The organism is Paraburkholderia largidicola, assembly GCF_013426895.1.
GTDB classification, from domain to species: Bacteria; Pseudomonadota; Gammaproteobacteria; order Burkholderiales; family Burkholderiaceae; genus Paraburkholderia; species Paraburkholderia largidicola.
The window spans coordinates 1,926,557-1,953,351 of the sequence record NZ_AP023176.1 but is presented as its reverse complement, the minus strand read 5'-3'; the positions used below and the strand labels follow the sequence as shown (position 1 = coordinate 1,953,351).

General features: G+C 62.0%; 22 protein-coding genes. 5 read left to right on the top strand and 17 right to left on the bottom strand.

Annotated features, from left to right (window positions below; genetic code table 11):
- The 3 genes from acnD to prpB form a co-directional block, all read right to left on the bottom strand.
- Positions 1–2,598 carry a Fe/S-dependent 2-methylisocitrate dehydratase AcnD gene (gene acnD / locus PPGU16_RS37470; RefSeq protein ID WP_180725858.1) on the bottom strand — a complete coding sequence of 866 codons (2,598 nt, stop codon included), beginning with the start codon at positions 2,596–2,598 and terminating at the stop codon, positions 1–3.
- 247 nt (positions 2,599–2,845) lie between these two features.
- Positions 2,846–4,015, bottom strand: a complete 1,170-nt coding sequence (prpC, locus tag PPGU16_RS37465; protein WP_180725857.1) for a bifunctional 2-methylcitrate synthase/citrate synthase — start codon at positions 4,013–4,015, stop codon at positions 2,846–2,848.
- 20 nt (positions 4,016–4,035) lie between these two features.
- Complete coding sequence (gene prpB, locus PPGU16_RS37460) at positions 4,036–4,929, bottom strand: methylisocitrate lyase (protein WP_180725856.1); 894 nt, start codon at positions 4,927–4,929, stop codon at positions 4,036–4,038.
- A 196-nt stretch (positions 4,930–5,125) separates the two neighbouring features.
- Here prpB and prpR point away from each other — a divergent pair, with 196 nt between their 5' ends.
- Positions 5,126–7,075: a propionate catabolism operon regulatory protein PrpR gene (gene prpR / locus PPGU16_RS37455; protein WP_180725855.1), complete on the top strand. Its 1,950-nt coding sequence runs from the start codon at positions 5,126–5,128 to the stop codon at positions 7,073–7,075.
- Positions 7,076–7,096: 21 nt separating this feature from the next.
- Here prpR and PPGU16_RS37450 read toward each other — a convergent pair whose 3' ends face one another.
- The 5 genes from PPGU16_RS37450 to PPGU16_RS37430 form a co-directional block, all read right to left on the bottom strand.
- Positions 7,097–7,675, bottom strand: a complete 579-nt coding sequence (locus PPGU16_RS37450; RefSeq protein WP_180725854.1) for a DUF4337 domain-containing protein — start codon at positions 7,673–7,675, stop codon at positions 7,097–7,099.
- A 119-nt stretch (positions 7,676–7,794) separates the two neighbouring features.
- Complete coding sequence (locus PPGU16_RS37445; RefSeq protein WP_243460688.1) at positions 7,795–8,784, bottom strand: helix-turn-helix domain-containing protein; 990 nt, start codon at positions 8,782–8,784, stop codon at positions 7,795–7,797.
- A gap of 271 nt (positions 8,785–9,055) precedes the next feature.
- Complete coding sequence (locus PPGU16_RS37440; RefSeq protein WP_180725852.1) at positions 9,056–9,304, bottom strand: hypothetical protein; 249 nt, start codon at positions 9,302–9,304, stop codon at positions 9,056–9,058.
- A 61-nt stretch (positions 9,305–9,365) separates the two neighbouring features.
- Positions 9,366–10,493: a glycosyltransferase family 4 protein gene (locus tag PPGU16_RS37435; protein ID WP_180725851.1), complete on the bottom strand. Its 1,128-nt coding sequence runs from the start codon at positions 10,491–10,493 to the stop codon at positions 9,366–9,368.
- Positions 10,494–10,746: 253 nt separating this feature from the next.
- A complete protein-coding gene (locus PPGU16_RS37430) occupies positions 10,747–13,131 on the bottom strand; it encodes a PIG-L family deacetylase (protein WP_180725850.1) in 2,385 nt (794 codons plus the stop codon).
- A gap of 450 nt (positions 13,132–13,581) precedes the next feature.
- Between PPGU16_RS37430 and PPGU16_RS37425 the strand changes: the two genes are divergently transcribed.
- Positions 13,582–14,766, top strand: coding sequence for a glycosyltransferase family 4 protein (locus tag PPGU16_RS37425; protein WP_243460687.1), 1,185 nt, complete (start codon positions 13,582–13,584; stop codon positions 14,764–14,766).
- A gap of 35 nt (positions 14,767–14,801) precedes the next feature.
- Positions 14,802–14,987 (top strand): hypothetical protein, encoded by a 186-nt coding sequence (locus PPGU16_RS37420; RefSeq protein WP_180725848.1) that lies wholly within the window; start codon positions 14,802–14,804, stop codon positions 14,985–14,987.
- Here the strand turns inward: PPGU16_RS37420 and PPGU16_RS37415 are convergent.
- The 5 genes from PPGU16_RS37415 to PPGU16_RS37395 form a co-directional block, all read right to left on the bottom strand.
- Positions 14,972–15,895 carry a LysR family transcriptional regulator gene (locus PPGU16_RS37415; protein WP_180725847.1) on the bottom strand — a complete coding sequence of 308 codons (924 nt, stop codon included), beginning with the start codon at positions 15,893–15,895 and terminating at the stop codon, positions 14,972–14,974. The two genes, PPGU16_RS37420 and PPGU16_RS37415, sit on opposite strands and share 16 nt — an antisense overlap.
- Positions 15,896–15,989: 94 nt before the next feature.
- Positions 15,990–16,682 (bottom strand): EthD family reductase, encoded by a 693-nt coding sequence (locus PPGU16_RS37410; protein ID WP_434064438.1) that lies wholly within the window; start codon positions 16,680–16,682, stop codon positions 15,990–15,992.
- Positions 16,683–16,684: 2 nt separating this feature from the next.
- On the bottom strand, positions 16,685–17,221 hold the full coding sequence (gene hpaC, locus PPGU16_RS37405) for a 4-hydroxyphenylacetate 3-monooxygenase, reductase component (protein WP_180725845.1): 537 nt from the start codon (positions 17,219–17,221) through the stop codon (positions 16,685–16,687).
- A gap of 32 nt (positions 17,222–17,253) precedes the next feature.
- Positions 17,254–18,465 (bottom strand): acyl-CoA dehydrogenase family protein, encoded by a 1,212-nt coding sequence (locus tag PPGU16_RS37400; protein ID WP_180725844.1) that lies wholly within the window; start codon positions 18,463–18,465, stop codon positions 17,254–17,256.
- A 34-nt stretch (positions 18,466–18,499) separates the two neighbouring features.
- Complete coding sequence (locus PPGU16_RS37395) at positions 18,500–19,852, bottom strand: MFS transporter (protein WP_180725843.1); 1,353 nt, start codon at positions 19,850–19,852, stop codon at positions 18,500–18,502.
- Between the two features lie 342 nt (positions 19,853–20,194).
- On the opposite strand from PPGU16_RS37395, the gene PPGU16_RS37390 reads away from it, so the two are divergent.
- Complete coding sequence (locus PPGU16_RS37390; protein WP_180725842.1) at positions 20,195–21,412, top strand: porin; 1,218 nt, start codon at positions 20,195–20,197, stop codon at positions 21,410–21,412.
- Positions 21,413–21,461: 49 nt separating this feature from the next.
- Here PPGU16_RS37390 and PPGU16_RS37385 read toward each other — a convergent pair whose 3' ends face one another.
- The 4 genes from PPGU16_RS37385 to PPGU16_RS37370 form a co-directional block, all read right to left on the bottom strand.
- Positions 21,462–22,601: a porin gene (locus PPGU16_RS37385; protein WP_180725841.1), complete on the bottom strand. Its 1,140-nt coding sequence runs from the start codon at positions 22,599–22,601 to the stop codon at positions 21,462–21,464.
- 133 nt (positions 22,602–22,734) lie between these two features.
- On the bottom strand, positions 22,735–23,547 hold the full coding sequence (locus PPGU16_RS37380) for an ABC transporter ATP-binding protein (protein WP_180725840.1): 813 nt from the start codon (positions 23,545–23,547) through the stop codon (positions 22,735–22,737).
- The gene (locus PPGU16_RS37375) at positions 23,544–24,635 is read right to left on the bottom strand and encodes a FecCD family ABC transporter permease (protein ID WP_180725839.1); all 1,092 of its coding nucleotides are present in this window, start codon (positions 24,633–24,635) and stop codon (positions 23,544–23,546) included. The genes PPGU16_RS37380 and PPGU16_RS37375 overlap by 4 nt, the downstream gene beginning before the upstream one ends.
- Positions 24,636–24,646: 11 nt before the next feature.
- Complete coding sequence (locus PPGU16_RS37370; RefSeq protein ID WP_274599995.1) at positions 24,647–25,906, bottom strand: ABC transporter substrate-binding protein; 1,260 nt, start codon at positions 25,904–25,906, stop codon at positions 24,647–24,649.
- A 169-nt stretch (positions 25,907–26,075) separates the two neighbouring features.
- Here PPGU16_RS37370 and PPGU16_RS37365 point away from each other — a divergent pair, with 169 nt between their 5' ends.
- Entirely contained in the window at positions 26,076–26,789 is a 714-nt protein-coding gene (locus PPGU16_RS37365; RefSeq protein WP_180725838.1) for a response regulator, read from the top strand.
- Positions 26,790–26,795 lie beyond the last annotated feature (6 nt).

Sequence of the window (26,795 nt, the reverse complement as noted above, 5' to 3'; positions counted from 1 at the left end):
TCAGGCCGCTGCCTTCGACGACTCCAGGAAGTCTTGCGCAAAGCGCTGCAGCACGCCGCCCGCTTCGTAAATCGACACTTCTTCCGCCGTATCGAGTCGGCACGTGACGGCCACTTCGACGCGTTCGCCGTTCTTGCGATGAATCACGAGCGTCAGGTCCGCGCGCGGCTTGCGCTCGCCGATCACGTCATACGTCTCGGTCCCGTCGATACCCAGTGCCAGCCGGTTCACGCCCGGTTTGAACTCGAGCGGCAGCACGCCCATACCGATCAGGTTCGTGCGGTGAATGCGCTCGAAGCCTTCGGCCACGATCGATTCGACACCCGCGAGCCGCACACCCTTAGCCGCCCAGTCGCGTGACGAACCCTGGCCGTAGTCCGCGCCCGCAATGATGATGAGCGGCTGCTTGCGGTCCATGTACGTTTCGATGGCTTCCCACATACGCGTGACCTTGCCTTCCGGCTCGATGCGCGCCAGCGATCCCTTCTTCTGCTGACCGTCGACCACGGCCATTTCGTTGATCAACGTCGGATTGGCGAACGTCGCGCGCTGCGCGGTCAGGTGATCGCCGCGATGCGTCGCGTACGAATTGAAGTCCTCTTCGGGCAGACCCATTTTCGTGAGGTATTCGCCCGCCGCGCTGTTCGCGAGAATCGCGTTCGACGGCGACAGGTGATCCGTCGTGATGTTGTCGCCGAGCACGGCGAGGGGACGCATACCTTGCAACGTACGCGCGCCGGCCAGCGCACCTTCCCAGTACGGCGGACGGCGAATATAGGTGCTTTGCGCGCGCCAGTCGTACAGCGGGCTGATCGGCTCGCCGCTCGCCGCCGTCACGGCGAACATCGGCTCGTAGACCTTGCGGAACTGCTCGGGCTTCACGCTCTGCCTGACGATTTCGTCGATTTCTTCGTCGCTCGGCCAGATGTCCTTCAGATACACCGGCTTGCCGTCCTTGTCCTTACCGAGTACATCGCGCTCGATATCGAAGCGGATCGTCCCCGCAATCGCATACGCGACGACGAGCGGCGGCGACGCGAGAAACGCCTGCTTCGCATACGGATGAATGCGGCCGTCGAAATTGCGGTTGCCCGACAGCACGGCCGTCGCATACAGATCGCGATCGATGATCTCCTGCTGGATCGTCGGATCGAGCGCGCCCGACATGCCGTTGCACGTCGTGCACGCAAACGCGACGATGCCGAAGCCGAGCTTCTCCAGATCGGGCAGCAGGTTCGCTTCCTGCAAATACAGTTCGACGGCCTTCGATCCCGGTGCAAGCGACGACTTCACCCACGGCTTGCGCGTCAAGCCGCGCGCGTTCGCATTGCGCGCGAGCAAAGCCGCTGCGATCACGTTGCGCGGGTTGCTGGTGTTCGTGCAACTCGTGATGGCCGCGATGATGACCGCGCCGTCGGGCATTTGCCCCGGCACTTCTTCCCATTTGCCCGCAATGCCGCGTTCCGCGAGATCGGAGGTCGGCAGGCGCTTGTGCGGATTCGACGGACCCGCCATATTGCGCACGACCGTCGACAGATCGAAGCTGAGCACGCGCTCATATTCGGCGTGCTTGAGCGAATCGGCCCACAGGCCAGCTTCTTTTGCATACGTCTCGACGAGCTTCACTTGCGCGTCGTCGCGGCCCGTGAGGCGCAGATACTCGATGGTCTGCTCGTCGATGAAGAACATCGCGGCTGTCGCGCCGTATTCGGGCGCCATGTTGGAGATCGTCGCGCGGTCGCCGAGCGTGAGGCTCGACGCGCCTTCGCCGCGGAACTCCAGATACGCGCCGACCACTTTCTCTTTACGCAGGAATTCCGTCAGCGCGAGCACGATGTCGGTTGCGGTAATGCCCGGCTGACGTTTGCCCGACAATTCGACGCCGACGATATCCGGCAAGCGCATCCACGAAGCGCGGCCCAGCATCACGTTCTCCGCCTCCAGGCCACCGACGCCCACGGCGATCACACCAAGCGCATCGACGTGCGGCGTATGACTGTCCGTGCCGACGAGTGTGTCGGGATACGCGACGCCATCGGCAGCGTGAATGACGGGCGACATCCGCTCCAGATTGATCTGGTGCATGATGCCGTTGCCCGGCGGAATCACGTCGACGTTCTTGAATGCCTTCTTGGTCCAGTTGATGAAGTCGAAGCGGTCTTCGTTGCGCCGGTCTTCGATTGCGCGGTTCTTCGCAAACGCATCCGGGTCAAAGCCGCCGCATTCGACCGCGAGCGAGTGATCGACGATCAACTGAACGGGCACGACGGGGTTCACCTTGGCCGGGTCGCCCCCCTGATCGGCGATCGCGTCGCGCAGACCTGCGAGATCGACGAGTGCCGTCTGGCCGAGAATGTCGTGACACACGACACGCGCCGGAAACCACGGGAAATCCAGTTCGCGCTTGCGTTCGATGAGCTGCCGCAGCGAATCTGTGAGCGTCGCGGGATCGCAGCGGCGCACCAGGTTTTCGGCGTGCACGCGCGACGTGTACGGCAGCTTGTCATAAGCGCCCGGCTGGATCGCGTCGATCGCGGCGCGCGTGTCGAAGTAATCCAGCGAGGTGCCGGGCAGCGGTTTGCGGTGTGCAGTATTCATGGCGTAGGGACACATGCGATATTGATCGTGGGCCGGCGTGCGATGCCGTGTCGCGGCTTCGGCACGCATGACTCCTTGTGGTGAGCGGTCTTGCCGTCCACCTGTTTCTTGCGAAGTGTAGCGCTTCAGCGGGCGCCGGGTGTAGCGGCGAGAGCATAAAAAGCAGCCTTGGCTCGCGGGTACGACGAGCCAAGGCCTAACAGGATTGCGGCTCTCGCACCGCAAATCCAGGAGTCGACTTGCTCGTTCAGGCGCGCTTCGAAAGCGGCACGAACGCGAGATCGTCCGGACCCGTGTAATTGGCGCTGGGTCGAATGATCTTGTTGTCGATGCGCTGCTCGATGATGTGCGCGGCCCAACCGGACGTGCGCGAGATCACGAACAGCGGCGTGAACATGGCCGTCGGCACGCCCATCATGTGATACGACACGGCGCTGAACCAGTCGAGATTCGGGAACATCTTCTTGACGTCCCACATCACGCTTTCCAGCCGCTCGGCGATCTCGAACAGCTTCGTGTTCGACGCTTCTTTCGACAGCTTCTTCGCGACGTCCTTGATGACCTTGTTGCGCGGATCGGAGATCGTGTACACCGGGTGGCCGAAGCCGATCACGACTTCCTTGTTCTCGACGCGGCGGCGGATATCGGCTTCTGCCTCATCCGGCGTCTGATAGCGCGACTGGATCTCGAACGCGACTTCGTTCGCGCCGCCGTGTTTCGGGCCGCGCAGCGCGCCGATCGCGCCGGTGATGGCCGAATACATGTCGGAGCCCGTGCCCGCGATCACGCGGCCCGTGAACGTCGATGCGTTGAATTCATGTTCCGCGTACAGGTTCAGCGACACATGCATCGCATCGACCCACGACTTCGGCGGCTCCACACCATGCAGCAGATGCAGGAAGTGGCCGCCGATCGAATCGTCGTCGGTTTCGACTTCGATCCGCTTGCCGTTGTGCGAGTAGTGATACCAGTACAGCAGCATCGAGCCGAGCGAGGCCATCAGCTTGTCGGCGATATCGCGTGCGCCCGGCAGGTTGTGATCGTCTTTTTCCGGCAGCACCGTGCCGAGCACGGAGACGCCCGTGCGCATCACGTCCATCGGATGCGCGGCGGCGGGAATCCATTCGAGCGCGGCCTTCACGTTCGCGGGCAGGCCGCGCAGCGCTTTCAGCTTCTTCTTGTAAGCGGCGAGTTCGGCGACATTGGGCAGCTTGCCGTGCACGAGCAGATACGCAATCTCCTCGAATTCACTCGCGCCCGCGAGTTCGAGAATGTCGTAGCCGCGGTAGTGCAGGTCGTTGCCCGTCTTGCCGACCGTGCACAGCGCGGTGTTGCCCGCCGTCACGCCCGACAGCGCCACGGATTTCTTCGGCTTGAATGCGCCCGCGCTCGTTGCGCCGTTGTCTGCTTCGCTCATGTGTCTTCCTCCAGGTGCCATTACTTGTGTGCGGCGAACAGCGCGTCGAGCTTGTCCTCGTACGCGTGATAGCCAAGGTATTGGTACAGATCTTCGCGCGTCTGCATCGTCGGCACGGCGGCCTTTTGCGTGCCGTCGCGCAAGACGGTCTCGTAGAAGTTGAGCGCCGCTGCGTTCATCGCGCGATATGCGCCACAGCAATACAGCGCGATATCGACGTTCGCTTCGCGCAGTTCCGTCGCCGTGAAGAACGGCGTGGCGCCGAACTCGGTCAGGTTCGCGAGAATCGGCACCTTCACGGCGGCCTTGAAGCGGCGGTAGTCGTCGAGCGTCTTCATCGCTTCGGGGAAGATCATGTCCGCGCCCGCTTCGACATACGCAACGGCACGCTCGATCGCGGCGTCGATGCCTTCGGCAGCGGCTGCATCGGTGCGGGCCATGATGACGAACTGGTCGTCGGTGCGCGCATCGACGGCGGCTTTCACGCGGTCCACCATCTCTTCCGTCGCGACCACTTCCTTGTTCGGGCGATGACCGCAGCGCTTCTGGCCGACCTGGTCTTCGAGGTGAACGGCCGCGACGCCCGCCTTGATGAACGAGCGGACCGTGCGTCCGATGTTGAAGGCGCCGCCCCAGCCCGTGTCGATGTCGACGAGCAGCGGCAGGTTGGTCGCGTCGGTGATGCGGCGGGCGTCCGTCAGAACGTCGTCCATCGTGCTGATGCCGAGGTCGGGCACGCCGAGCGAGTTCGCGGCGACGCCGCCGCCCGACAGATACAGCGCCTTGAAGCTGACGGCTTCGGCCATCTTCGCGACGTATGCGTTGATCGCGCCGACGACCTGCAGCGGTTGTCCTTCTGCGACGGCCTGGCGGAATGCTGCGCCGGCGCTGGTGGGTTGTTTGGCTGAGTTCACTGTGAGGCTCCGTTGTTTGCGTGCTCTTATCTGCAAGGTGTGTGCCAAGTGGTCATTTGTCGCTAAGTCTCTGATTTTGCGGGGTGCCTTCCCGTACGGGCGTTCGCGAAAATTTCACAAATGAAATCGGCAGTTTCCATTGTGAAATGAGGGGCGCATAATCAAACGTCACGCCGTTTTGAACCGGAACGCCTTGATGAGCACGCCTTCCACCGTTTCCAACCCGCGCCCGCGCATCTGGGCGATGGGCATCAGCCGTTTGCGCGACCTGTTCGTCGATATCGCCAGCGAGTACGCAGGGCGCGCGGACCTGCGCGTGGTCGCGCGCGGCTTCGACGACGCCATGCAGGAAATCGACGCGGCGGGCGGCGAGCGTCCCGACGTGATCGTCGCGGGCGGCTCGAATGCCGCGTATCTGAAAGCGCGCGTCAACGTGCCCGTCGTCGCCATTACGCCGACCGGCTTCGACGTCATGCAGGCGCTCGCACGCGCGCGGCGCGAAGGCAATTCGGTGGCGCTCGTCACGCACGGCGAGACACCCGACGAGGTGAAGCGCTTCACGGCGGCCTACGGCATCGACGTGATCTTCGCGTCGTATCGTTCGACGGAAGATGCGGAGGACTGCGTGCGCGAGCTGCAAGAACGCGGCGTCGATGCTGTGGTCGGGCCGGGGCATGTGACCGATCTCGCGGAGCGTGCGGGCATGGGCGCTGTCTTTCTGTACTCGCGCACATCGGTGCGCAGCGCGTTCGACACCGCGCTCGAAGTCGCCCAGGCTACGCGCGCCGAGGGCGTGCGGCGCCAGCGTCTCGACAACCTGTTGCAGCACTTGCGCGATGGCGTCGTGGCGCTCGACGCGCAAGGGCGCGTCGAAGCAATCAATCAGCGTCTTGCGGGCGTGCTCGGCATCGACGCGGCGAGCGCTGCGGGCATGCCTTTGCAGCAGCTCGCGCCGGACATCGCCAGCGCGCTGCCCGATGCCGATGGCGATACGCTGGTGTCCGTGCGCGGCACGAGCTATCTCGTGCATCGCGGGCCGCTGGCGGGCGCGGGGCATGCGGCGGGCACTGTACTGACGTTCCAGGAATCGCGTGCCGTCGAACGGCTCGATCGCACGCTGCGTTCGCGGCAGCGCGGGCAACAGTTCACCGCGCGCTACAAGCTCGACGATCTGGTCGGCGAATGTCCGTCGATCGAACGCGTGCGTACGCTGGTGCGGCGCTACGCGAAGTCGGATGCAACCGTGCTGATCCTCGGCGAAAGCGGCACGGGCAAGGAAATGGTCGCGCAGAGCATGCATCGGTTGAGCGCGCGGCGCGACTTCGCGTTCGTCGCGATCAATTGCGGCGCGTTTCCAGAGGCCTTGCTGGAAAGCGAGCTGTTCGGCTATGAGGAAGGCGCGTTCACGGGCGCGCGCAAGGGCGGCAAAGCGGGTTTGATCGAAGCCGCGCATCGCGGCACGCTGTTTCTCGATGAAATTGCCGAAATGCCGCTGCCGTTGCAAAGCCGGCTGCTGCGTGTGTTGCAGGAACGGGAAGTGGTGCGGCTCGGTTCGACGGAGCCGACGCGCGTCGACATACGCGTCGTCGCCGCGACGCACCGCGCACTGACGGAGGGTATCGAAGCAGGGACCTTTCGCGCCGATCTCTACTATCGGTTGAACATTCTGAGCATCGCGCTGCCGCCGCTGCGTGAGCGCACGACGGACGTATTGCCGCTCGCCGCCGAACTGCTGTTGCAGGCTGCCGCGCGCGAGCCGAGGCTCTCAACACGCGTCCCCGATTTGCAGGCCGCGACGCGTGTGCTTGCGCAGATCGGCGAGCCTTTACGCGGTTATGCGTGGCCCGGCAATGTGCGCGAATTGCAGAACGTGATCGAGCGGATCGCCGTCGAACTCGCCGACGCGGAAGAAGACACCGGCGACGCGTTCACGCGCGAGATGCTCGATGTCGTCGCGCCCGAACTGGCCGCGTCATCCGTGCCGAAAAAGAACGATGCGCTGACCTTGCGCGAGCGCAGCCGTCATGTCGAAGCGGACGAAATACGCGCGATGCTGGCTGCGTGCGGCGGAGATCGCGACGCCGCGTGCAAGGCACTCGGTATCAGCAAGACCACGCTGTGGCGCAAGCTGAACGCGACTCAATGACTCGCGCAATAGGCAGCGTGCTTACCATCCCATCAACGCGGTGCCAAAAAGACCAACGGCGACGACAGCCATGCCGATCGTGAGCTTTTGCAGCCAGCGCTTTTTCGTGAGCAACGTGATTGCCGCGAGCGCGATGGAGATCTGAATCAGCGTGGTTGCCTGCGCCCAGCGGTGATGCTGATGCTGCAACGCCTCGCTCACTTCATTGTCCTTCTTCACCTGCTTTTCGAGCGTCTCCGCCTGCTGGCGAATCGGCTCTTTCTCGGTCTTGTAGCGCTGCGTGTCGCTGATGAACTTCGCGTGCGCGGATGAGGCCGGATCGGTCAGTGCCGCGCCCAGTTCGGCGAGATTCTGCTTTTCGCCCTTGGCCTGATAGTAGGCCCACTGGTTTGCGGCTTCCGTCTTGAGTATCGCAGCCTCGTTCTTGAAGAAGAGCGCCTGGTTTTCGTTGGCGCCGCTCTGATACGCGGCAATCGCGCCGACGCTCGCCAGCACCGCCGTCATGACGGCGAGGCGCGAAGCGCTGTTGTCGCCGCCATGACCGCCTGCGTGCTCGATCGCGTGATCGTGCGGGCCGTGCACTTCGTATTCGTCTGACATCGTGATTCGAGAAGTCGAAAAGCCGCCAGCATACCGCAGCGCGCGCCGGGTAAAAAAGCGGCAATAAGCGGGTGTTGTATCCAGGCGAATGCGTCAGCCGGCAGAGGAGGGCGGGTGGTTCAGCATTGAAGCCTGCGCTGCGCGCGATACTCGGTCGGCGACGTTTTCATATGCCGCCGGAAGCTGCGCGCGAGATGATCGCCGCTGCTCAAGCCGGCGCGCTTCGCGACCTTGTCGACAGGCAGGTCGGTTTCGACCAGCAGATTGCAGACGACCTGAAGGCGCGCGTGCATCAGATAGTCGGACGGCGTCATGCCGAGTTCGCTTCTGAAGTGACGCAGCAGGCTCCGTTCGCTCATCGCGGCAACCTGCGCCGCGTCTTCTATCGTGACCTGACGGCGGCAGTTGTCCTGCAACCAGTGCGCGGCCGCGCGCACCTTCTCTGCGGGCGTATTGCCCACCACGTCTTCGAAGATTGCGTTGAGCACGTCGTGGGAGCAGATCGACAGCCGTTCGGCGACGCGGCGCGCCATACCGTCGCCCATGTCGCGGCGAATCAGCTTCAGCGCGCCCGTGAGCGCGTCGTGGAGACTCTGCGATCTCGTCTGGCAATCACCGGAGTGGCGCGCCACGCTCGCTTGCGAATCGCACTCGAGTCCATTCGGTTCGCCGCATGCATGACCGTCGAGGCCGGGCAGCGGCGCGCCGACGAGCCGCACGTCGGCCGCCTTCGAGCGCGCGCGATTGATCCATGAAATCAGCGGTACTGAGCGCGAGTCGATGCACGCTTCGGCGCCGACAATCGCGAAGATCGCATCGAATTCGTGGCCGGCGTGCGCATCGAACATTTCCGCGCTGACCAGCAGCGCAGCGGAACTGGCGATATACCCTTCGTGATCGGAAAGCGTGGTGATCTGATAGAACCACTGGATGGGGCCGCCCGCGGACAACTCGCTCGCGGCTTCGAACGCATTGGCGATGACGCTGGCGCACAGCAGATCGAAGCCGTCGAACAGCACGACGGCGACGCGCCGCAATCGCCGGGGAATGACGTCCGAGCCTTCGGGAGCTTGCGTTTCGAGTCGTAGAGGCGGACGTGTCGACATCATTTCTTCCCCAACCTGAATGAACAGGACCAGAACCTCGAGGACCGACTCCGATACGTAAGCATTTCCACGCGATGCGTATGCGAGGGAAGCTCCACTTCGCTCGCTAACCACTCATGCTGCCTCGATAAAACCATCAGCGAATGTGGGCGACCGCACGCAACGCGATGTGTTTCCGAAGAACAGCAACGTTCCCCCCATTGACAGTCAATCGCGCATTCAGACGCATGCGCGCAATCTGCAGATCACTCGCTGACAGTTGGCTGACGCCTTGTTAGTCTTCGCGCGTCGCGTAGCCTTCCCGTTGTCTTGCCACGATCTCGACCAGCATGGCGCGATATGTTGAATGACTTCGTTCGGCGGCGTGAAGGATTTCGGCCAGCGCCGCGCGGGCCGAGGTGGCGTCGTGAAGGCGGGTTGTGTCCGAGAGCGCGAGTATGGTCCGCAACGTATCGCGTTGCTGGCTCACCAGCATCTGCATCGCACTGCCGAAGCTGTCCTGTTGATTCGTCGTGAGCTTCATGTCGGTTCCGTTGAGCGTGTACGTAATGGAAAACGTTTGAAGGACAGATCTTGTTCCACGCTCACATCGATGATTCGTTGCTCTCCAGGCCTGATATCGACGATTTCGCGGCAATGCCTCGCGGTTTGTAAATGGTTTGCGCGATCTTCAGATAGTTCTCTGCCGTGTCGTGCAATGTATAGCCGTCGAGCGCGCGATACGCGCGAGGCAAACGTAGCGCGCGCAGCAATGCACGTGCATATGTCGAAGGATCTTTCGTGTCGACAAGCGATACACCCGGAAAGTCACTGGCAAATTCGAATGCTGCAATGCGGCTTGCGACAACGGGAATACCCGATGCCAGTGCTTCGAGAAAGCCGATGCTATGGGCTTCTCTGAGCGACGGCATCGCAAAGACCTGCGAAGCATGCAGAATCGCCGCGACGTTCGATGCTGGACCGCACAGCGTTATCCGCGACTCCAGATTCAAACGATGCACGAGATTCGTGGCCATATCGTGATAGGCGGGATCTTCGATGACGCCATACAACACCAGGCGCGCGTCGGGTTCCTGTTGCAGCACGATGTCGAATGCCTGAATGGTTTCCAGTTGTCCCTTGTCGACGACGTAACGGCCCAGCTGCACGATCTGCTGCGACGCGCCACAGCTGGCCATAGCGGATGCGGGATCGGCGCTCTGAAAGCGCGGCAGGTCGACGCCGTTGGGGATCACCGTGACGAGCGGATGCGGTCCGACTTCGCGCAGATAGTCGAGCGTATTCTGCGGCGAGACGCCGACCACGGCCTTTGCGCGGTGGGATAGCATGCGTTCCGCCCACCGCAGTTTTGGATTGGCGAAGTCATTGGAACCCGAGTGCATCACATAGATGACGGGTACGGCAACGGGAAGAAGACGCACATAGAGCGCGGCCAGCGTCGCGTGCGCAATGATCACGTCCGGTCGAAATTGCCGTACGCTGCGCCACAGATGCATGAGACGCCCGACACGTCCTTGTGGCGAATCGGGAAAGTCGCACAGTACGTCGGCGGCCGCGAGTTCACTGCGGCTATGATCGAAGTCCGCCATTTGCGGCTGCATCGACGCAATGCAGACTTCGTGGCCACCCTCCCTGTGCTGGATCGCGAGACCCTTTGCCAAAATCTCCGCCCCAGACAAACGTGGCGCATAGACGACCTGTAGTATCCGCACTTTTCACCGTCTCGAATGGGGCGTTGTCTCAGAGAGCCGTGTCTCTCTTCTTTTCTGCAGCGTACGGTTGCGTAGATCAATCGTCAATTGTCGTAATCGACATATGTGGATATACCATACGCAAGCAACACGTTGCGATTCGGTCAAGCACTAGTTGTTGCTGGACACGGATAGTCGTTCAAAGAACTTTTCGCTTTTCTTTTCGCAAATGCGAGTGAGAGCAACCCTCATCCGAAATGCCGATGCTGTGTCTTTATTGAAACAGACGGTCGAGCCAGAGCGTTTCCGAGTAAACGGCTGGCAGCGAAAAAACTTCCATCGGAATACTTTGAAGGTCGATTCCATTGAACGCGTATCGCACGAATGCGGACGTGCCGGCCGAGAAGAGTGTGTTGGCGAGTAGCGCATCGGTACGCTCATAGAAGACGAGCGCTGTGTGGTTCCGGTCGCGAAGCAGCGACGGCGCCGTGTCCTGCCAGCGCAAATCGCGCAGATAGCCGAGAAGAACCGGCGAAGTCTCGCCATTCTGCAGGTTCCATTTCCATACGTCGATGCCGCCGGGCTGCGGGAAATGCGGAACGGTCATCACTATCGTCATGTCGGCGCTGGTGTCGCTCGCAAAGCGTGTGGTGTCGCGTTGGAATCGAGGAGGGAGAAAAGACGTTGCACCCAAGCTCCAGCGATCCTTGTCAATGCTGAGTGTCGTGACGGACGGGCGACGGCTTTCGTCGGCAGATTGAACGGCAATGAATGTTGCCGTGTCTTTGCGAGTACTTCTCGCTGCAAGCAGTTGCACGTTGGACTTCAAATGACCCGTGCCGCTAACTTTTTTCTGCTGGATATGACCGGTCTTATCCGTGGCTATCGTCCAGAGATCGACCCCATTGTCTGATGTTTGAACTGCAGCCAGGATCTTTTCGTGTGACGTTTCTTTTGTCGAAAAGGCAAGGTACTGCTGCGTGCGTTCCGCAGGAATTCTTTCGTCGCTCTGAAACCATAGAGCGGGAGCGGCAAAGCCATTGCCGTTACTGCGCAACAACCAGAAGGCGGATCCGCTGCTTCCCGGCGTGATGACCATGAGATCCGCACGGCCGTCGCCATCAAAGTCGCCGACCAGAAAGCGCGCGCTGTCGAAACACAATGCGTCTGCGCTACATGTCGGCGTTGTCGCGCGGCTATCGAAGCGTACGGCATTCGCGTACCAGTTCGAGGGCGCTTCAGGTTTTCCTAAGATTGAAGTCTGAACAAAGACGTCGAAGCCGGGACCGTCTGAACGTCTTTGCACATAGATCGCGGCGGGCGTGCCGCGTCCCGTTACGTCGCCGTACATGGCGCCCGTGAGACGCAGATCGGTCGACCATGCTGGACGTGCCGTCGACCATCGGTAGCGCGTCGTCAACGATGCACACCCTCTAATATGAAGGCGATTGTTTTCTTCTCCAAGGCAACGCCGCGAGGGCGTGAATATCAGGCCAAAGTCCCACGGCGTCCAGCGTTGCGACGCATTCCATTCTTCACATGGTTCTTCCGCGAGTTTGCCGTCATGTTCGGCGATGCATTGGCCCGTCGAGGCGGACACGAGTGCCGCGTTGTGCTGGTTGCCTGCATATGCAGCACGCGGTTCCCATTTCCATTGTTGGCTGACCGAATCATCACAGGGCGCCAGTTCGGGGGCGCCATGACTGCCTTGCGAAGTCAGGCACTGGCTGGAACCGGTATTGAAGAGCACAGAAGGAATGGCGACGAAATCCGGCGTCCTGTGAAGCGTGGTGTCGTTGCGTAAATAGTTGCGTAAAACCCAGTTGCCGTCCCACTGGTACTCGCCGAACACATGCCCGAAGTCGCCACCGTCGATCGAGAAATAGCTGGCCGCTACGTCGCGCTTGCGTTGTGCTTCTTCGCCGAACAGCGTGGCGGGCCATGTTCCTGTCGGATATGTCGTATAGAAGGCAATGGGAATATCACGGCCTGACGTCTGCGCGACATGGCGTGTCATACGGGCGGCGTAGATATGATCGGGATGTTCGATGAACGGCACGGTGTCCGGGTTGAGCGTGGCGATTCTTGTCGCGTCCCGCAGTATCGTTTTGAGGACGGCGGAAAGCGAATCGCGTGTATAACGCGTCGCCGGCAGTTCTCCATGTCCCATTGGATAAGTCGTGAGCGTCGCGCCCTGATCCCAAAGCAACGCGAGCGGCACGCGGCCGCCGCGGACCGCGCCGCCGGGAAGCCTGAGTTCGAGCAGCCGCACGCGTGGTTCGGCTTTCAGCGTGAGCTGGAATACCGGCTTTCCGGCAATGGGTACTGTCGATTCATCCCACGTATTCGCGACTCCGGCAAGACGCGCATAAGCGAGCCGCGAAGCTTCTTCACGCTTTTGCACGTAGGCGAAATTCGCTCCGTTGGCGCCGCCGATCAGATGAACGGTCGTGACGCACCATCCCGCGCGCAGCCGTTCGCTGATAGCGGGTTCAACGAACAGCAGGTCGTCGTCGAGATGGGCGACCACCGTCACGAGCGTGCCCGCGCTGCAAGCGGCGGATGCCGCGCGGGCCTTCCCGACGAGGATCAAGCACAGGCAAAGAAGCAACAGGACAGAGCGGGATAATCGAAAAAGCCCGAATGGCGACGTATTCATTTGATGGCGGTCGTCCCTTTTTTCTTGGTGTTGTCCCGAGAGCCGTCGTCGAACGAATGAAGTAGCCTCGGCTTGTTTACACGTGCTATTACACGAGTTGAATCCTTACCATTTGAAAGACAGTCATCCTTTATGGCCAAAAAATATCGAAGTGGCCGCTTCCAGATAAGCACGAAGGCCAGTCTATATTTGTGAGCCGTTCTTTAATAGAGCGTAGTTCTCCCGGTTCGAACACGGATTGCAACGCGACGAACAGCCTTTAATAGACAGATTGCAGTTGTCAGTGGCAATTCATACAAACGCAACCTTGTACCCGTAATAGAGTAAGTGACGGCTGACGCAGCGTTCGTCAGTGGTCTGAGGAAGGAAGAACAATTCAATAACGGCATCCCGACGGGTTCGCGCGTCGTGCGTTTCTGCCAATAGTGGTGTTTTGAGGACGTCATGCGGATGCTGTTCGTTATCGGTCACCTCGGTGACTACCACGTGCCGCGCTATGAAGCGCTGATGCGGCTTGCGACGAGACGTGGCGATGAAGTCTCTCTGATCGAAGTATTCGGGCGGTCGGGTTTCTACTCGTTCCCGCAAACGCGGCGCGCGTCTTTTTTCGAGCAACGTCACGAGCGCGTCACCACCCTGGAGAACGATGTCAGCGATGCGGGTGGACGCTGGCTGAATGTCTTCACGCGTCTCACGGCGATCATCCGTCGAATCGAGCCTGATGTCGTCGTCACGTTGGGCTATGACACGCCGTATTCGTTGTGGCTCTGTTTCGTCAGAAGGTTCACGAGGCCGTTTGGTCTGATCTACATGTCGGACTCGAAGGCCGACGACGGTCCGCGCAGCAGCGTCAAGGAATGGCTGAAGCGGTGGCTGGTGCGGCGGTTCGATGCCGCGCTGGTCGCGGGAGAAAGGCATCGCGACTACGCTGAGTCTCTCGGCATTCCGCGCTGGCGCTCCCGCATCGGTTTCGATGTGATCGACGTCGACCAGTTCTCGCGCCGCGCATCGGCGGCGCATGCCGCTGCCGAAGAGGTGCGCCGGGTACGCGGCTTGCCGCAGCGCTATGTGCTCTGCGTCAGCCGCTTCGTGGCGCGCAAGAACGTGAACGTGGTGATCGATGCGTTTGCGCGTGCCCGTCTCGCCGATCATGCCATCGAACTGGTGCTGATTGGCCAGGGACAGGATGAACCCATGCTGAGAGCCCTCGTGTCACAACTCGATCTTGAAAGCAGCGTGCGCTTTCTCGATGCACTGCCCAATGGCGAAATGCCTGCAATATACGGCCTTGCCGATTTCGTCGTGCTCGCCAGCGAGTTCGATCAATGGGGACTCTGCATCAACGAGGCATTCGCGGCGTCGCGCACGGCGATCGTCACGCATACGTGCGGCGTCGCGCGTGAGCTCGTCGTGAACGGCAAGAATGGCTATGTCATCGATCCGGGCAACGCGGACATGCTTGCGGCGCGCATGCGTGCGCTGGCATTGGACGATGGGCTGCGCGAACGCCTGTCCGCGCGAGCACGGCTGACTGTCGAGCAATGGAAGCCGTCCACGTTCGCGAGCAATCTGATGGAGCTCGCCGATTGCGTGCTCGATTCCGATCAGGTTATTTCGCGAGCCGAACATGAGTAGCGTGCATCGCGGCATCACAGCGCAGGGGGACAATCATGAATGAGCCAGAGAGCCTCGGTATGTACACACCATTTCGTTTATGCATGATGGCCGAGGAGCAGGACGAAGCGCTCACGGATGTCATGGCGCTGGCGAAAGCGAATAGCGAACTCGACCCGAATGTGGCGATAGACAGACTCGCTGAGATTCACGAACTCGTGAAGGACTATCTCGATACCTGAGTCGAGAACATGCGGCAGATCGCGTCACGCAGCCATGCAATGCCGGGGTCGGCGGAAAACTGCATATGCGTGTGTACCTGAATTTCAATTGGTGGCAATGAAAAGGGCAACGGCAGGATCCGGAACGCCTTGTTCCGGTTGAACCGCTGCGCAATGCTCTTCGGGAAGATGACGGCGAGATCGGTGTTCTGGACGATCTCCGGCGCAACCACGAAATGCGGCAGCCGCAGCACGATATCGCGGCGCAGATTCAATTCTTCGAGCCATTGCTCGACCATCCGGTGACCAGTTGCATTCGTACTCGCATACACGTAACGCAGGGCGGCAAGGTCGTCCTTGGTCGGATTGCGTTTGCGCAGCGGATGCCCCGCGCGCACCACGCACACATGCTCGTCGACGAACAGTGTCGTGCTGATGCAGGCGGCGTCGAGTCCCGGCACATAACCGAGCGCGAGATCGATCTCACCGCTGCGCATTGCCGTGCTCACGGCATCCACGGAGAAGTTGACGACCTCGATACGTATGCCGGGCGCCGTGCTGTCGATCATCGCAAGCAGCGGCGGCAGAAAATAGAACTCTGACATGTCCGACATCGACACGCGGAACACGCGATGCGCGGTTGCGGGATCGAACTTCGCCAGTTGCTGAACCGCGACGTTGATGATGCCGAACGCCTGTGCGAGCGGCGCGTGCAGGCGGACGGCGGCGTCGGTGGGCACCATGCCCGTCGGCGTGCGAACGAACAGGGGATCGTCGAAGAGCGTGCGCAAGCGGCGCAATGCGTGACTGACGGCGGGTTGCGTGAGCCCAAGACGTTCGCCCGCCGCCGTGAGGCTGCGCAGATCGGAAATGGCCAGAAACACGCGCAATAGATTCAAGTCCGTGATGCCTTGGGGCGTCTTTGTCATGTCGTTCGGAACCCGGCCGTGGCGGCGCGCGACTGGTTTGCAGTCGGACGCGCCTCGCTGTTGGACCGAACCCGCATGCCCGCGTTCGGCGCTTTCACTCGCGCGTCAGATTACCGTAAATGCTGTGCATCGGGTAATGCGGCGTCGCTCCGCTATACGGCGGAAACGAATCGAAGTCCGCTTTCATACGGGCACGCACGGGCGAGGCCAGCGCGGCATCGAGTGAAGCGACGTCGTCGAATACCACCTTGTTGCGTTGCATGGCCGTTGCGCGCGTGTGCTTCAAAGCCGAGCGATAGTCGATGCGCGTATAGATCTCCAGTTCGCGAATGCCAGGCAGTTGTGTCATCAATGGCGGATGATGGGTCAGGTAATGCGTGAGCCACGCGTTGAAGTCGTGCGCTTCACCTTCATAGCTGACGAGATAGGTGCAACGCTCGTCGTGTGTATCGCTTGCATGCGGTGTCGGGAACTTGCGCACGGCCATTGCCTGCTGGAGCAGCGTGCACTCGTCCACAGTTGCAGCGATGCTGTCAGCGGCGGCTTGTATTGCGCCGCCAGGCTGCAGCGCCGCTTCGAGCCGTTCGAGATCGTCGAAATACCATTGTGTGACACAGAACGGCGCCGAAGCCACGCGCTCGTCGTGCCCGGCAGGAAGATGCAGCACGAAGCGACGCAAGCCCGCGGCGTCATGTGCGACAGACTGCAAGCGCGAGATCTCCGATCGATCGAGCACACTGCGCGCTTGAGTAGTACTTTCGCCAATCAGAAAGAAGCAGACTTGCACGCTTACCTCGCGCATTGAGTGGCAACGGACGCTGTGGTCGCGACGGGCCGCACTAGGCGATGAAACTGCCGCGCGAAATAGATCAGACCGTCGCCATCCGAGCGTACCGAGATAGCGTCGATCCGCACGAACATGACCGAGTGCGATCCGACGCTCTTCAGTTCGACGATCGTGCCTTCGAGGTTCGCAATCGCATGCGAAAGCACGGGTACGTCCGAATGGCCCAGCTTCCACGGATGACGCGCGAAGCGCTCGTCCATCGGGCACGACGTCATGCCCGCGAAGTCGCGCGCGAGATCCTGATACTCGCCGGCAAGCACGTTGATGCAGACGCTGCGGTTTTCACGCAGCACGTCGTGCACATAGCTGGCCTGGTTGATACAGACGAGCATCGTCGGCGGTTCGTCGGTCACCGAGCAGACCGCGCTCGCGGTGATGCCGCAGCGGCCGCTCGGGCCGTCGGTCGTAATGACATTGACGGCAGCGGGCAGGCACGCCATCGCGTCGCGAAAGCGCCGCTTCATGTCTTCGTTCGTCATCGCTTGCTCCTCGGGTTCGATCGCGCGTTGCATCAGGGATACGGCGTGACGGGCGGAATGCCGACGAACAGCGCGCCCGACGCGTCATACGTGCCCTCGCCGAGAAACGCGTGCTGCGTCACGACGATCGAGTCGCGCACCAGACGCTGCAAACGGCTCTCGCGATAAATCGCGGCAATGCCCGCCATCTGATACGCCTGCATCACGACTTCGGCACATACGTGGGCCGCATGTGTCGCGCTCAGGCGCATCAGATTCGCCTGCTCCGGCGTGACGGGGTCGCCCGCGAGAATCGTGTCCCACGCGGCTTGCGCGGACTCGTAGAAGAACGCACGCGCGCTGCGCCACTGCGCTTCCGCTTTCGCGAGGCCGGAGCGGTAGTAGCCGCGGTCTGCGAGACGCGGCGCGCCCGTCGTCGTTTTGGTCGCGCCGGACATGTCGCTCAGGAGATCGAGCGCGGCGCGCGCCAAACCGACGTTCACGGCCGCATGCACCTGCGCCTGATAGGCGACAGCGGGGTAGCGGTACAACGGTTCGTCGATCAGCGCGTGACCGCCGCGCACGAAGGTCCATTGCGCATCGACGAACTTGTCGCGCAGGCGCAGATCGTGACTGCCCGTGCCCTGCATGCCGACCACGTTCCAGTTGTCGACGATCTCCACCTCGCTCGCGGGAAATACGGCGGTGAATGGTTTGCCCGCGCCCGCATCGCCCGAACTCGCGGGCGTGCCGCCAATACCGACGCCGATCCAGTCCGCGCCTTTACAGCCGCTCGCGAAGCGCCACTGGCCGCTGACCTTGTAGCCGTCCGGCACTTTGATCGCGGGTTGCAGCGGGTAGAGACCGCCCGCGAAAACCTGATCCGGTCCCTTCGCGTAGATCCGCTGTTGCGTTTCAATGGGCAGCGCCGCGAGGTACGTATTCGCCGATCCGAACGCGGCAACCCACGCAGTCGAGCCATCCGCGATGGCAATGCGTTCGAGGATCGCGAGAAACTGCGGCGGCGGCAGTGCGTCACCGCCGAAACGGCGGGGCGTGCTGGCGCGGTAGATGCCCGCGCGTTTCATCTTCGCGATCATGTCGCGCGGCACATGCGACACCTGATCGAACTCGTCGCGACGCCGTTCGATTTCCTCGATCAGAACATCGAGCGAAATGGGACCGGCATACTCGGGATACGACTCGCCCTGGTCGATGAAGCGCGGCTCGCGGGCAACCGTCGAAATGCTGTGAAGGCTTTGCATGATGGATACGTGTTGAGTGGAATGGAGCAGTCGATCAGGCCGTGACGGGCTCGGCGCTCTGCTTTGCCTGCAGCCGTGCGGCGCGTGGGAAGGTTTCGGGGGCGATGCAGGTCGCGATCACCGTGACGAGCGCGAGTGCGACGAGATAGATCGCGACGGGCGTGGCGCTGCGATAGTGAGCGAGCAACGCGGTGGCGATCATCGGTGAAAGGCCGCCGCCGAGTACCGACGAAATTTCGCGTCCAATGCCGAGGCCCGAGAAGCGCAGATGAACGGGCAGCAGTTCGCTGATGAACGCGGGCTGCGCGCCTTCCAGAATACCGAGCGTGATGCTATTGGCGAGGATCAGCGCGGCAATTACTTTCCACAGCACGCCCGAGGCGAGCAGCGTGAAATACGGATACGCGACCAGCACCATCGCAATGGCACCGACAAGATAGACGGGCTTGCGGCCGACCTTGTCGGTGAGATGTCCCATCAGAAGCGACACGGGGAGCATCAGCAGCATCGACAGCGTGAGTCCGCCGAGTATCCATGTCGACTTCAGGCCGAGAAACTGGCCATACGCAATCGAGAACGCGAAGAAGATATACGACGCGCCGCCTTCGCCGAAGCGCAGGCCGAACACAGTGAGCACCTGACGCGGGCAACGGCGCAATACTTCGACGATCGGCATGCGGCTTTCGCGGTGCGTGGACTTGACTGCGGCGAAGTCGGCGCTTTCTTCGACGGAGCGGCGCATCCAGAGTCCGAGCACGACGAGCACCACGCTGCACAGGAACGGCACGCGCCAGCCCCAGCTGAGGAAGTCGTCGGGCGACAGCGTTTGCGCAAGCAGGAACGCAGCCGTCGACAGCACGAAGCCAAATGCCGCGCCGCTCGGGCTCCAGGCGGCAAGTGCACCGCGCCTCGATGGCGGCGCGCTTTCGTGAATCAGCAGAATGCTGCCGCTCCATTCGCCGCCCGCTGCGAGCCCCTGAAGAATGCGCAGCAGGACAAGACCGATAGGCGCCGCGATGCCGATCTGCTGATACGTCGGCAGAAGCCCCATGCACATCGTCGCAACGCCCATCGTCAATAACGTGAGCATCATCACCGTCTTGCGTCCGTAGCGGTCACCGATATGGCCGCACAGCACGCCGCCCACAGGCCGTGCAATAAAACCCACGGTGAATCCGCCGAATGCCGCGATCGTGCCCGTCAACGGATCGCTGCCGACGGGAAAGAACAGTTTGCCGAATACGAGCGCGGCTGCCGTTCCATAGAGAAAGAAGTCGTACCACTCGAGTATCTGGCCGAGCACGGCCGTCGTCACCGCGCGGCGGACGCTGCTTGTCTTGCGTACGGGAGAGGAAGGAGAAAGCGTGGCTGTCGCGTGAGGATTCATGGCATTGGGCTGAGCAAGACGTTGAAGTTTCCGCTTCCCGATCCTGGGACGGGCAAGGCGACCTGGCGAATCAGACAGACATGAGCGAACGATAGGAGCGTGCAGAAAGACCGTCAAATTCAGGCCAAAAATGCGCGACATAAATGGCATTCATGTCGCGTGTGACTGCGTTTGCTTGCGTGCAGGTTTAAATAAAGCGCGCTTATCGCGCCTGCTCTATTTGACTGATTTGACCGCGCATAACGGCGAACTTAGATTGCGGTCCTCGTAAGAGCCGCGGCGCAGTCATCATTCGCTGCGTCATTCAATCGAAGCAGTCGGGATGAACGGGATGACGAATCTATGAGAATCAAATCCGCAGCCGCATTGGCCGCATTGACGTTGGTCGAGTGTGCGTTCGCTGGCGCGGCGCACGCGCAGAGTTCGGTGACGATGTACGGCATCGTCGACGATGGTTTCAACTGGACCTCGAATTCGGGAGGCCACAATCTGTACAACGTGTCGAGCGGCGTGATGCAGGCGAGCCGCTGGGGGTTGCGCGGCAAGGAAGATCTCGGCGGCGGTCTCGCTGCGCTCTTCGTGCTCGAAAACGGCTTCGATCTGAATAGCGGATCGCTTGGCCAGAAGAATCGCGGCAGCACGCAAGGGCTGATGTTCGGACGACAGGCGTATGTCGGGCTGTCGAACGCGTATGGCTCAGTGCTGCTCGGCCGCCAGTACGATTCCGTCGTCGATTATGTCGGCCCCTTTGAAGCAGGCGATCAGTGGGGCGGCTATATCGCCGCGCATCCGGGCGATCTCGACAATATCAACAACGCGTATCGCGTGAACAATGCGATCAAGTACACGAGCGCCAACTATGCGGGCCTCACGTTCGGCGGCGTGTACAGCGTGGGTGGCGTAGCGGGCGAGGCGTCGCGCAATCAGGTGTGGTCGCTCGGCGCCGGCTATGCGAACGGTCCGCTTTCTCTGGGCGTCGGCTATCTGAATGCGCGCAATCCGAATGTCGGTTTCTTCGGGGACAACGGCGCGAGCACGGCAGCCACGGCGAGCACGAACTTCATTTCGTCACCGGTGTATAGCGGCTATGCGTCGGCGCGTACGTATCAGGTGATCGCGGCGGGCGCGGCTTACACGTTCGGCGCGGCGACGTTCGGTGCAACGTATTCGAATACGCAGTTCAGGAATCTCGGCGATACGGTGGAGTCCGGTCCGAATCCGCGCGGCTATCATGGCAACGCGACGTTCAATAACGCGGAAGTGAACTTCAAGTATCAGCTGACGCCTGCCTTCCTGCTCGGGGCGGCATTCGACTATACGCACGGCGGCAGCGTCGATTCGTCGACGGGAACGAACCCTGGCGCGCGCTACTATCAAGGCGCGATCGGCGCGGATTATTTTCTGTCGAAGCGCACCGACGTGTATCTGATCGGCGTCTATCAGAAAGCGTCGGGCACGGACTCGACGGGCACGGCGGCCGTTGCGGCCATCAACAATCTCACGCCGTCCACCAGCGACCGGCAAAGCACCGTGCGGGTCGGCATCCGGCACAAGTTCTGATTGCTGCATCAAGCCGCCGGTTCATATGAACGCGGCGGCTTTGACCGTTTTAGAACCGGTGCCGCATCCCGACAGCAACGACAATCTGTTGATCGTTCGATGAAGCGCTTTGTCCGCTGATATCGGCAGTGAGACCGGAGCCGTCAGCGGAGATATGCTGATAGCTCGCCTGCACGTAAAGGTCGGTTCGCTTGGACAGGAAGTAATCGGTTTGCACCGAGACTTCATGCCACTTCGGATGATGCTGGCCCGTCGCATTCGACATCGAGCCCGACGTGTACGTGTATTCGCCGTTCAGCGCGATGGTCGGCGTGAGCGAGTAGCTTGCATTGAGTTCGTAATTGCTGAAGCTCATACCCTCGCCATTCGCAGCGAGGCCGAGGCTGTTCGCACCGTTGATCGTCGCGAGTCCGCCGAGTTGCGTGCGCGTCCAGACCGCACCGAACGTCGCCGCGCCGATCGAGTAGGTTCCGCCCGCGCCATACGTGCGCTGACGCGCTGCGATAAACGTGCGGTCGGTCAACGTCAATGCGCCGTTCGTGTTGCTGCTGCCGCCGTTGTCCGCCTGGAAGTAGCCTGCGCCGAGACGCAACGGGCCTGCCTCATACGAGGTACCGAAGCTGTATAGCCGGTTGTCGTCGAATCCGCCCGCTTCGTTCGAGAAACCGTACAACGCGCCGAACTTCACGCCCGCATAGCTGTTGCTCGCGAACTTCACCGAGTTGTTCACGCGGAACGAGTTGTTCAGATTGTCGTTGTCGTAAGGGTGCGCGGAGAGATTGTTGCCGCCGGGATGATGACCCGTGAAGCTGAGCGGCGCGAGGTAGTCGACCACGGAATCGTACTGACGTCCAAGCGTCAACGTGCCGAACCTGTCATTCGACAGCCCCGTATAAGCCTGGTAACCGAACAGACGCCCACCCTGGCGCAGCGTGCCGTTCATCACGCTGAAGCCGTTTTCGAGCTGAAAGATCGCCTTGGTGCCGCCGCCCAGGTCTTCGCGAGCCAGCATGCCCCAGTGGCTGCCCGTCACGTCGCCGCTGCCCGCTTGCCACGCGCTGCTGCCTTTCTGGTTGTTCGTGTACGACAGACCCGCGTCGATCACGCCATACAGCGTGACCGTGTTTTGTGCCTGCGCATGGCACGCGTAGCTCGCCGCGAGGGCAGCCATGACGAATGTCTTTTTCATTTTTTCCCCTTTTTGTTTGATTTGAACGATTTGACGATCCACGCAGCAGCGCGGCGCCCACCGGATGGCGGGCGTCGTGCGTTGAAACGGATGCGGCGTGGCGAGGTGGCTGGCTGGGACGCTCGACGAATGTCTAGCGGCTGGCGATGCCGTCCTGAACCGACAGACCGTCGATCAGGACTTGATGCTGGCCGCGCGAACACGATTCGATTCGCGCGGTGACTCCGAATACTTCTGCAAGGCTCGCTTGCGTGACGACATCGGCGCAGGGTCCGAAGCCTGCGATGCGGCCTGCGTGAAGCAGCATCGCCTGATGGCAGGCGCGCATGGCCGTGTTGATGTCGTGCAGAACCACGACGGTGACGATGCCGCGTTCCCGCGTGATGTCGCGCAGCACGCGCATCACATGGAACTGGTAGTTCAGGTCGAGCGCGGACAACGGCTCGTCGAGCAATAGCACTTGCGGTTCGCGCACCAGTGCCTGGGCGATACCGACGAGTTGTCGTTGTCCGCCCGATAACTCGTCGAGCGAGCGCGATGCGAGTGCATCGATGCCGAGGCGTTCGAGCACGGCCCGCGCATTCGCGAGGTCGTCGGTACGGGCGCCGTGAGCGCGGAATGCGCCGCGCGTCGCGCAACACGCGACGAGCACGGACTCGAGCACTTGCAGCTTGACGCCTGCGGGCAATGACTGCGGCAAGTAGACAACGCTATGTGAACGGGCGCTCGCTGCGGACAGTTCGAGCGGCGTGCCGTCGAGCGTCAGTTGACCGGCATGCGCGCGCGTGAGGCCCGCCAGCGCGCGCAGCAGCGTCGACTTGCCGCTGCCGTTCGGACCGAGCAGCGCGGTGATCTGGCCGCGCGGCAGCGGGCCGGCATCGAGCGATTTGAGCACCGCGCGCTTGCCGTATTGCACGCTGAGACCGTGAATCGACAGGCCGTTCATTGCGTGGCTCCTTGCGAGCGCACGACGATCCCCAGAAAGAGGGGAATGCCGACCAGCGCTGTCACGATGCCGACGGGAATCAGCACGCCCGGCACGATGATCTTCGATGCAATCGACGCAAGCGACAGCATCAACGCGCCGATCAGCATGCTGCCGGGCAGATAGAAGCGGTGGTCCTCGCCGAATACCGTCCGCGCGATATGCGGCGCAATCAGCCCGACAAACCCGATCGTGCCGACGAACGACACCGCAAGCGCTGACAGCACCGACACGCGCAGCAGCGTGCCGAGTCGCAGGCGTCGCACGTCGATGCCGAAGCTGGCGGCGCGATCTTCGCCGAGTCGCAGCGCGGTGAGCGTCCACGCGTTGCGCATCGAGAGCGGCAACGCGACTGCGAGCGCGACGGCGAGCACCGCGATCTTCGGCCAGTCGGCGCGCGCGAGCGATCCGAGCGTCCAGAACACGAGGCCTTGCAGTGCGTCGGCGGAAGCGATGAACTGCATCAGCGAGACGAGCGCATGGAACGCGAATACGAGCGCGATGCCGAGCAGCACGACGCCGGATGTCGACATGCCGCGCCAGCGCGCGACGCCGTCGAGCATCAACGCCGACATGAACGCGAACAGGAATGCGTTGGCCGACACGACCCAGCTTTGCGCGATGCCGGGCAGCGTGATATCGAGCACGATTGCAAGCGACGCACCGAACGCCGCCGCCGCCGACACGCCGAGCGTGTAAGGACTCGCGAGCGGATTGTTGAGGATGGTCTGCATTTCCGCGCCCGACAGGCCGAGCGACGCGCCCACCAGCAGCGCCATCACCGCGTACGGCATGCGGATCTGCCAGACGATGACATTCGTCGCGGCATCGGCGGATGCATGATGAAACACCGCGCGCAGCAGCGTCGAAACGGGCAAGCCGGACGGGCCCGAGCGCAGATCGAGCAGCAGCGAGCCGACGATCAGCAATGCGACGACGCACAGCCACAGCACACGCAGGCGCGTGATGCGCAGATACGGCTGCAGGCTGGCGTCCGCGGCGCCTTGCTGCGCGCGCGCGGAACGGGTCAGGGAAACGGAATCGGACATCGCTGCGCCTGTTAATGCGAAGCGTCAGCCGTGGACTGCGCGAGCGGCGCGTCGACCCACTCGGCGCCTTGCGGCGGCACGGCGAGGAAGCGCTTGTACAGTTCGGCTTGCGTCGCGTGGACGTCGAGGTCCTTGAACTGCGTCGGGTAGAACCACTTCGCGAACGCTTCGATTGCGAGAATGTTGTACGGCGAGTCGTAATAGTTGTGCGAGATGCCGTGCGCGTTGCCGTCGTGGATCGCCTTGATCGTATCGAAGCCGGGACGCGCGACCAGTTGCGCGAGGCTCGCGCGCGCATCGTGCTCGCTCGTCATCGGGCCGACACGCAACGACGCGAGGCCCGGTTTCGTGCGGCTGCCCGTCGCGATGTAGACGTCGGGTTGCGCGGCGATCACCTGTTCCATGCTGATGTCGCCGAGCACGCCCGGCACCAGACCTTGCGCGATATTGCGTCCGCCCGCTGCCTGCACGAACTCGCCGAAGTTGCCGTTGCCCGCCGTGTGACAGCAGCCGGCATCCCAGACGCCCGCGAGCAGATCGACGAATACCTTCGGACGCTGCGCTTCGGGCACGCGGTTGACGACGCTCTGCACGCGCGCCAGATGCTGCTGATAGAACTGGATGTACGCATTGGCCTGCTGATCGCGATGCAATACCGCGCCGAGCAGCTTGATGCTCGGCAGCGTGTTCTGCATCGGATGCAGGCGGAAGTCGACGAACACGACCGTCGTGCCCGTTGCTTCCAGTTGCTTCACGAGCGCGCTGTAGCGGCTCGGGCCGTGGCCCGCGATGCTGAAGATCGCCAGATCGGGTTTGAGGCTCAGGGCCTTTTCATCGCTGATGCTGTCTTCCGTCGCTTTGCCGATCAGCGGGATCGTTTTGATGTCGGGAAATTTTTGCGCGTACGTGTTGAAGGTCTGCGGGTCCATCAGCGGCAGATCGCCTTGCCAGCCGACGATGCGCGCGAGCGGCTTCTGGCCTTCGAGCAGCGCGACGGCCGACAGCAGGCGGCTTTCACCGAGCAGGATGCGCTGCGGTTCGGCGGCGGGCACGCGGATCGTGCGGCCGGCGAGATCGGTGAGGGTGGCCGGCGCGCTAACAGCTGCGGGCGTTGGGGCGCTTGCGGGTTGAGCGGCGAGCGCGGGTGCGCTGGCGGTCAGCATGAAGCCGGCGGCTACAGCGAACGCGACGGAGGAGACCACCGGGAAGGCAGCGCGCGCCGCCGTCGAAACGGCCCGCCCGCAGGCCGAGGAAAGCACGGAAATCGACATGATATAGTTGCTGGATGAGAATTATTTGCATTTACGGGCGCCACTTTATCGGCGGGATGTAATGGCGATGTGTTGAAACGGCGCACTTTTGTAATGGAATGTGTTGAGCCGTTTTTTTCCCGTGGCAATACGGACAATGCGGCTGAGTGGAAGAAAAGAAGAGCTTTTGATGGACCACATACTTGTCGTCGACGACGACCCGAACATTCGCCAGCTGCTCGGCGACTATCTGCGCAGCATGGGCTATCAGGCGACGACGGCCACCAGCGGCGCGCAGATGAAGCAGATCATCAAGGCGTCGCAGATCGATCTGGTCGTGCTCGACCTGATGCTCGACGGCGAGGACGGACTCGAACTCACACGCGAGCTGCGCCGCGAACAGGGCATGCCGATCGTGATCCTGAGCGCGCGCGGTGGCTTGCTCGACCGCATACTCGGCCTCGAAATGGGCGCCGACGACTACCTGCCCAAGCCATTCGATCCGCGCGAGCTGGTCGCGAAGATCAAGTCGGTGTTGCGCCGCGCGCGCAGCATGCCGGGTGCGCTTCCCGCCGATGCCGCCGCGTTCGTCAGCTTCGCGGGCTGGAAGCTCGATACGCGGATGAAGCAGATGCTGTCGCCCGAAGGCGTGGTCGTGTCGCTCGGCGGCTCCGACTACCGGACGCTGCGCACGCTGCTCGATCATCCGAACCGGCCGCTGTCGCGCGATTTCCTGCTCGACCATGTGTTCGACAAGGAGCACACGCCGCTCGACCGTTCGATCGACGTGTGCATCAGCCGCCTGCGACATCATCTGAAAGACGCCGCGCGCAGCGCCGCGCTGATTCGCACGGTGCGCAACGAGGGCTACATGCTGGTCGCCGACGTCACGTTCGAAGCATGAGCGGCC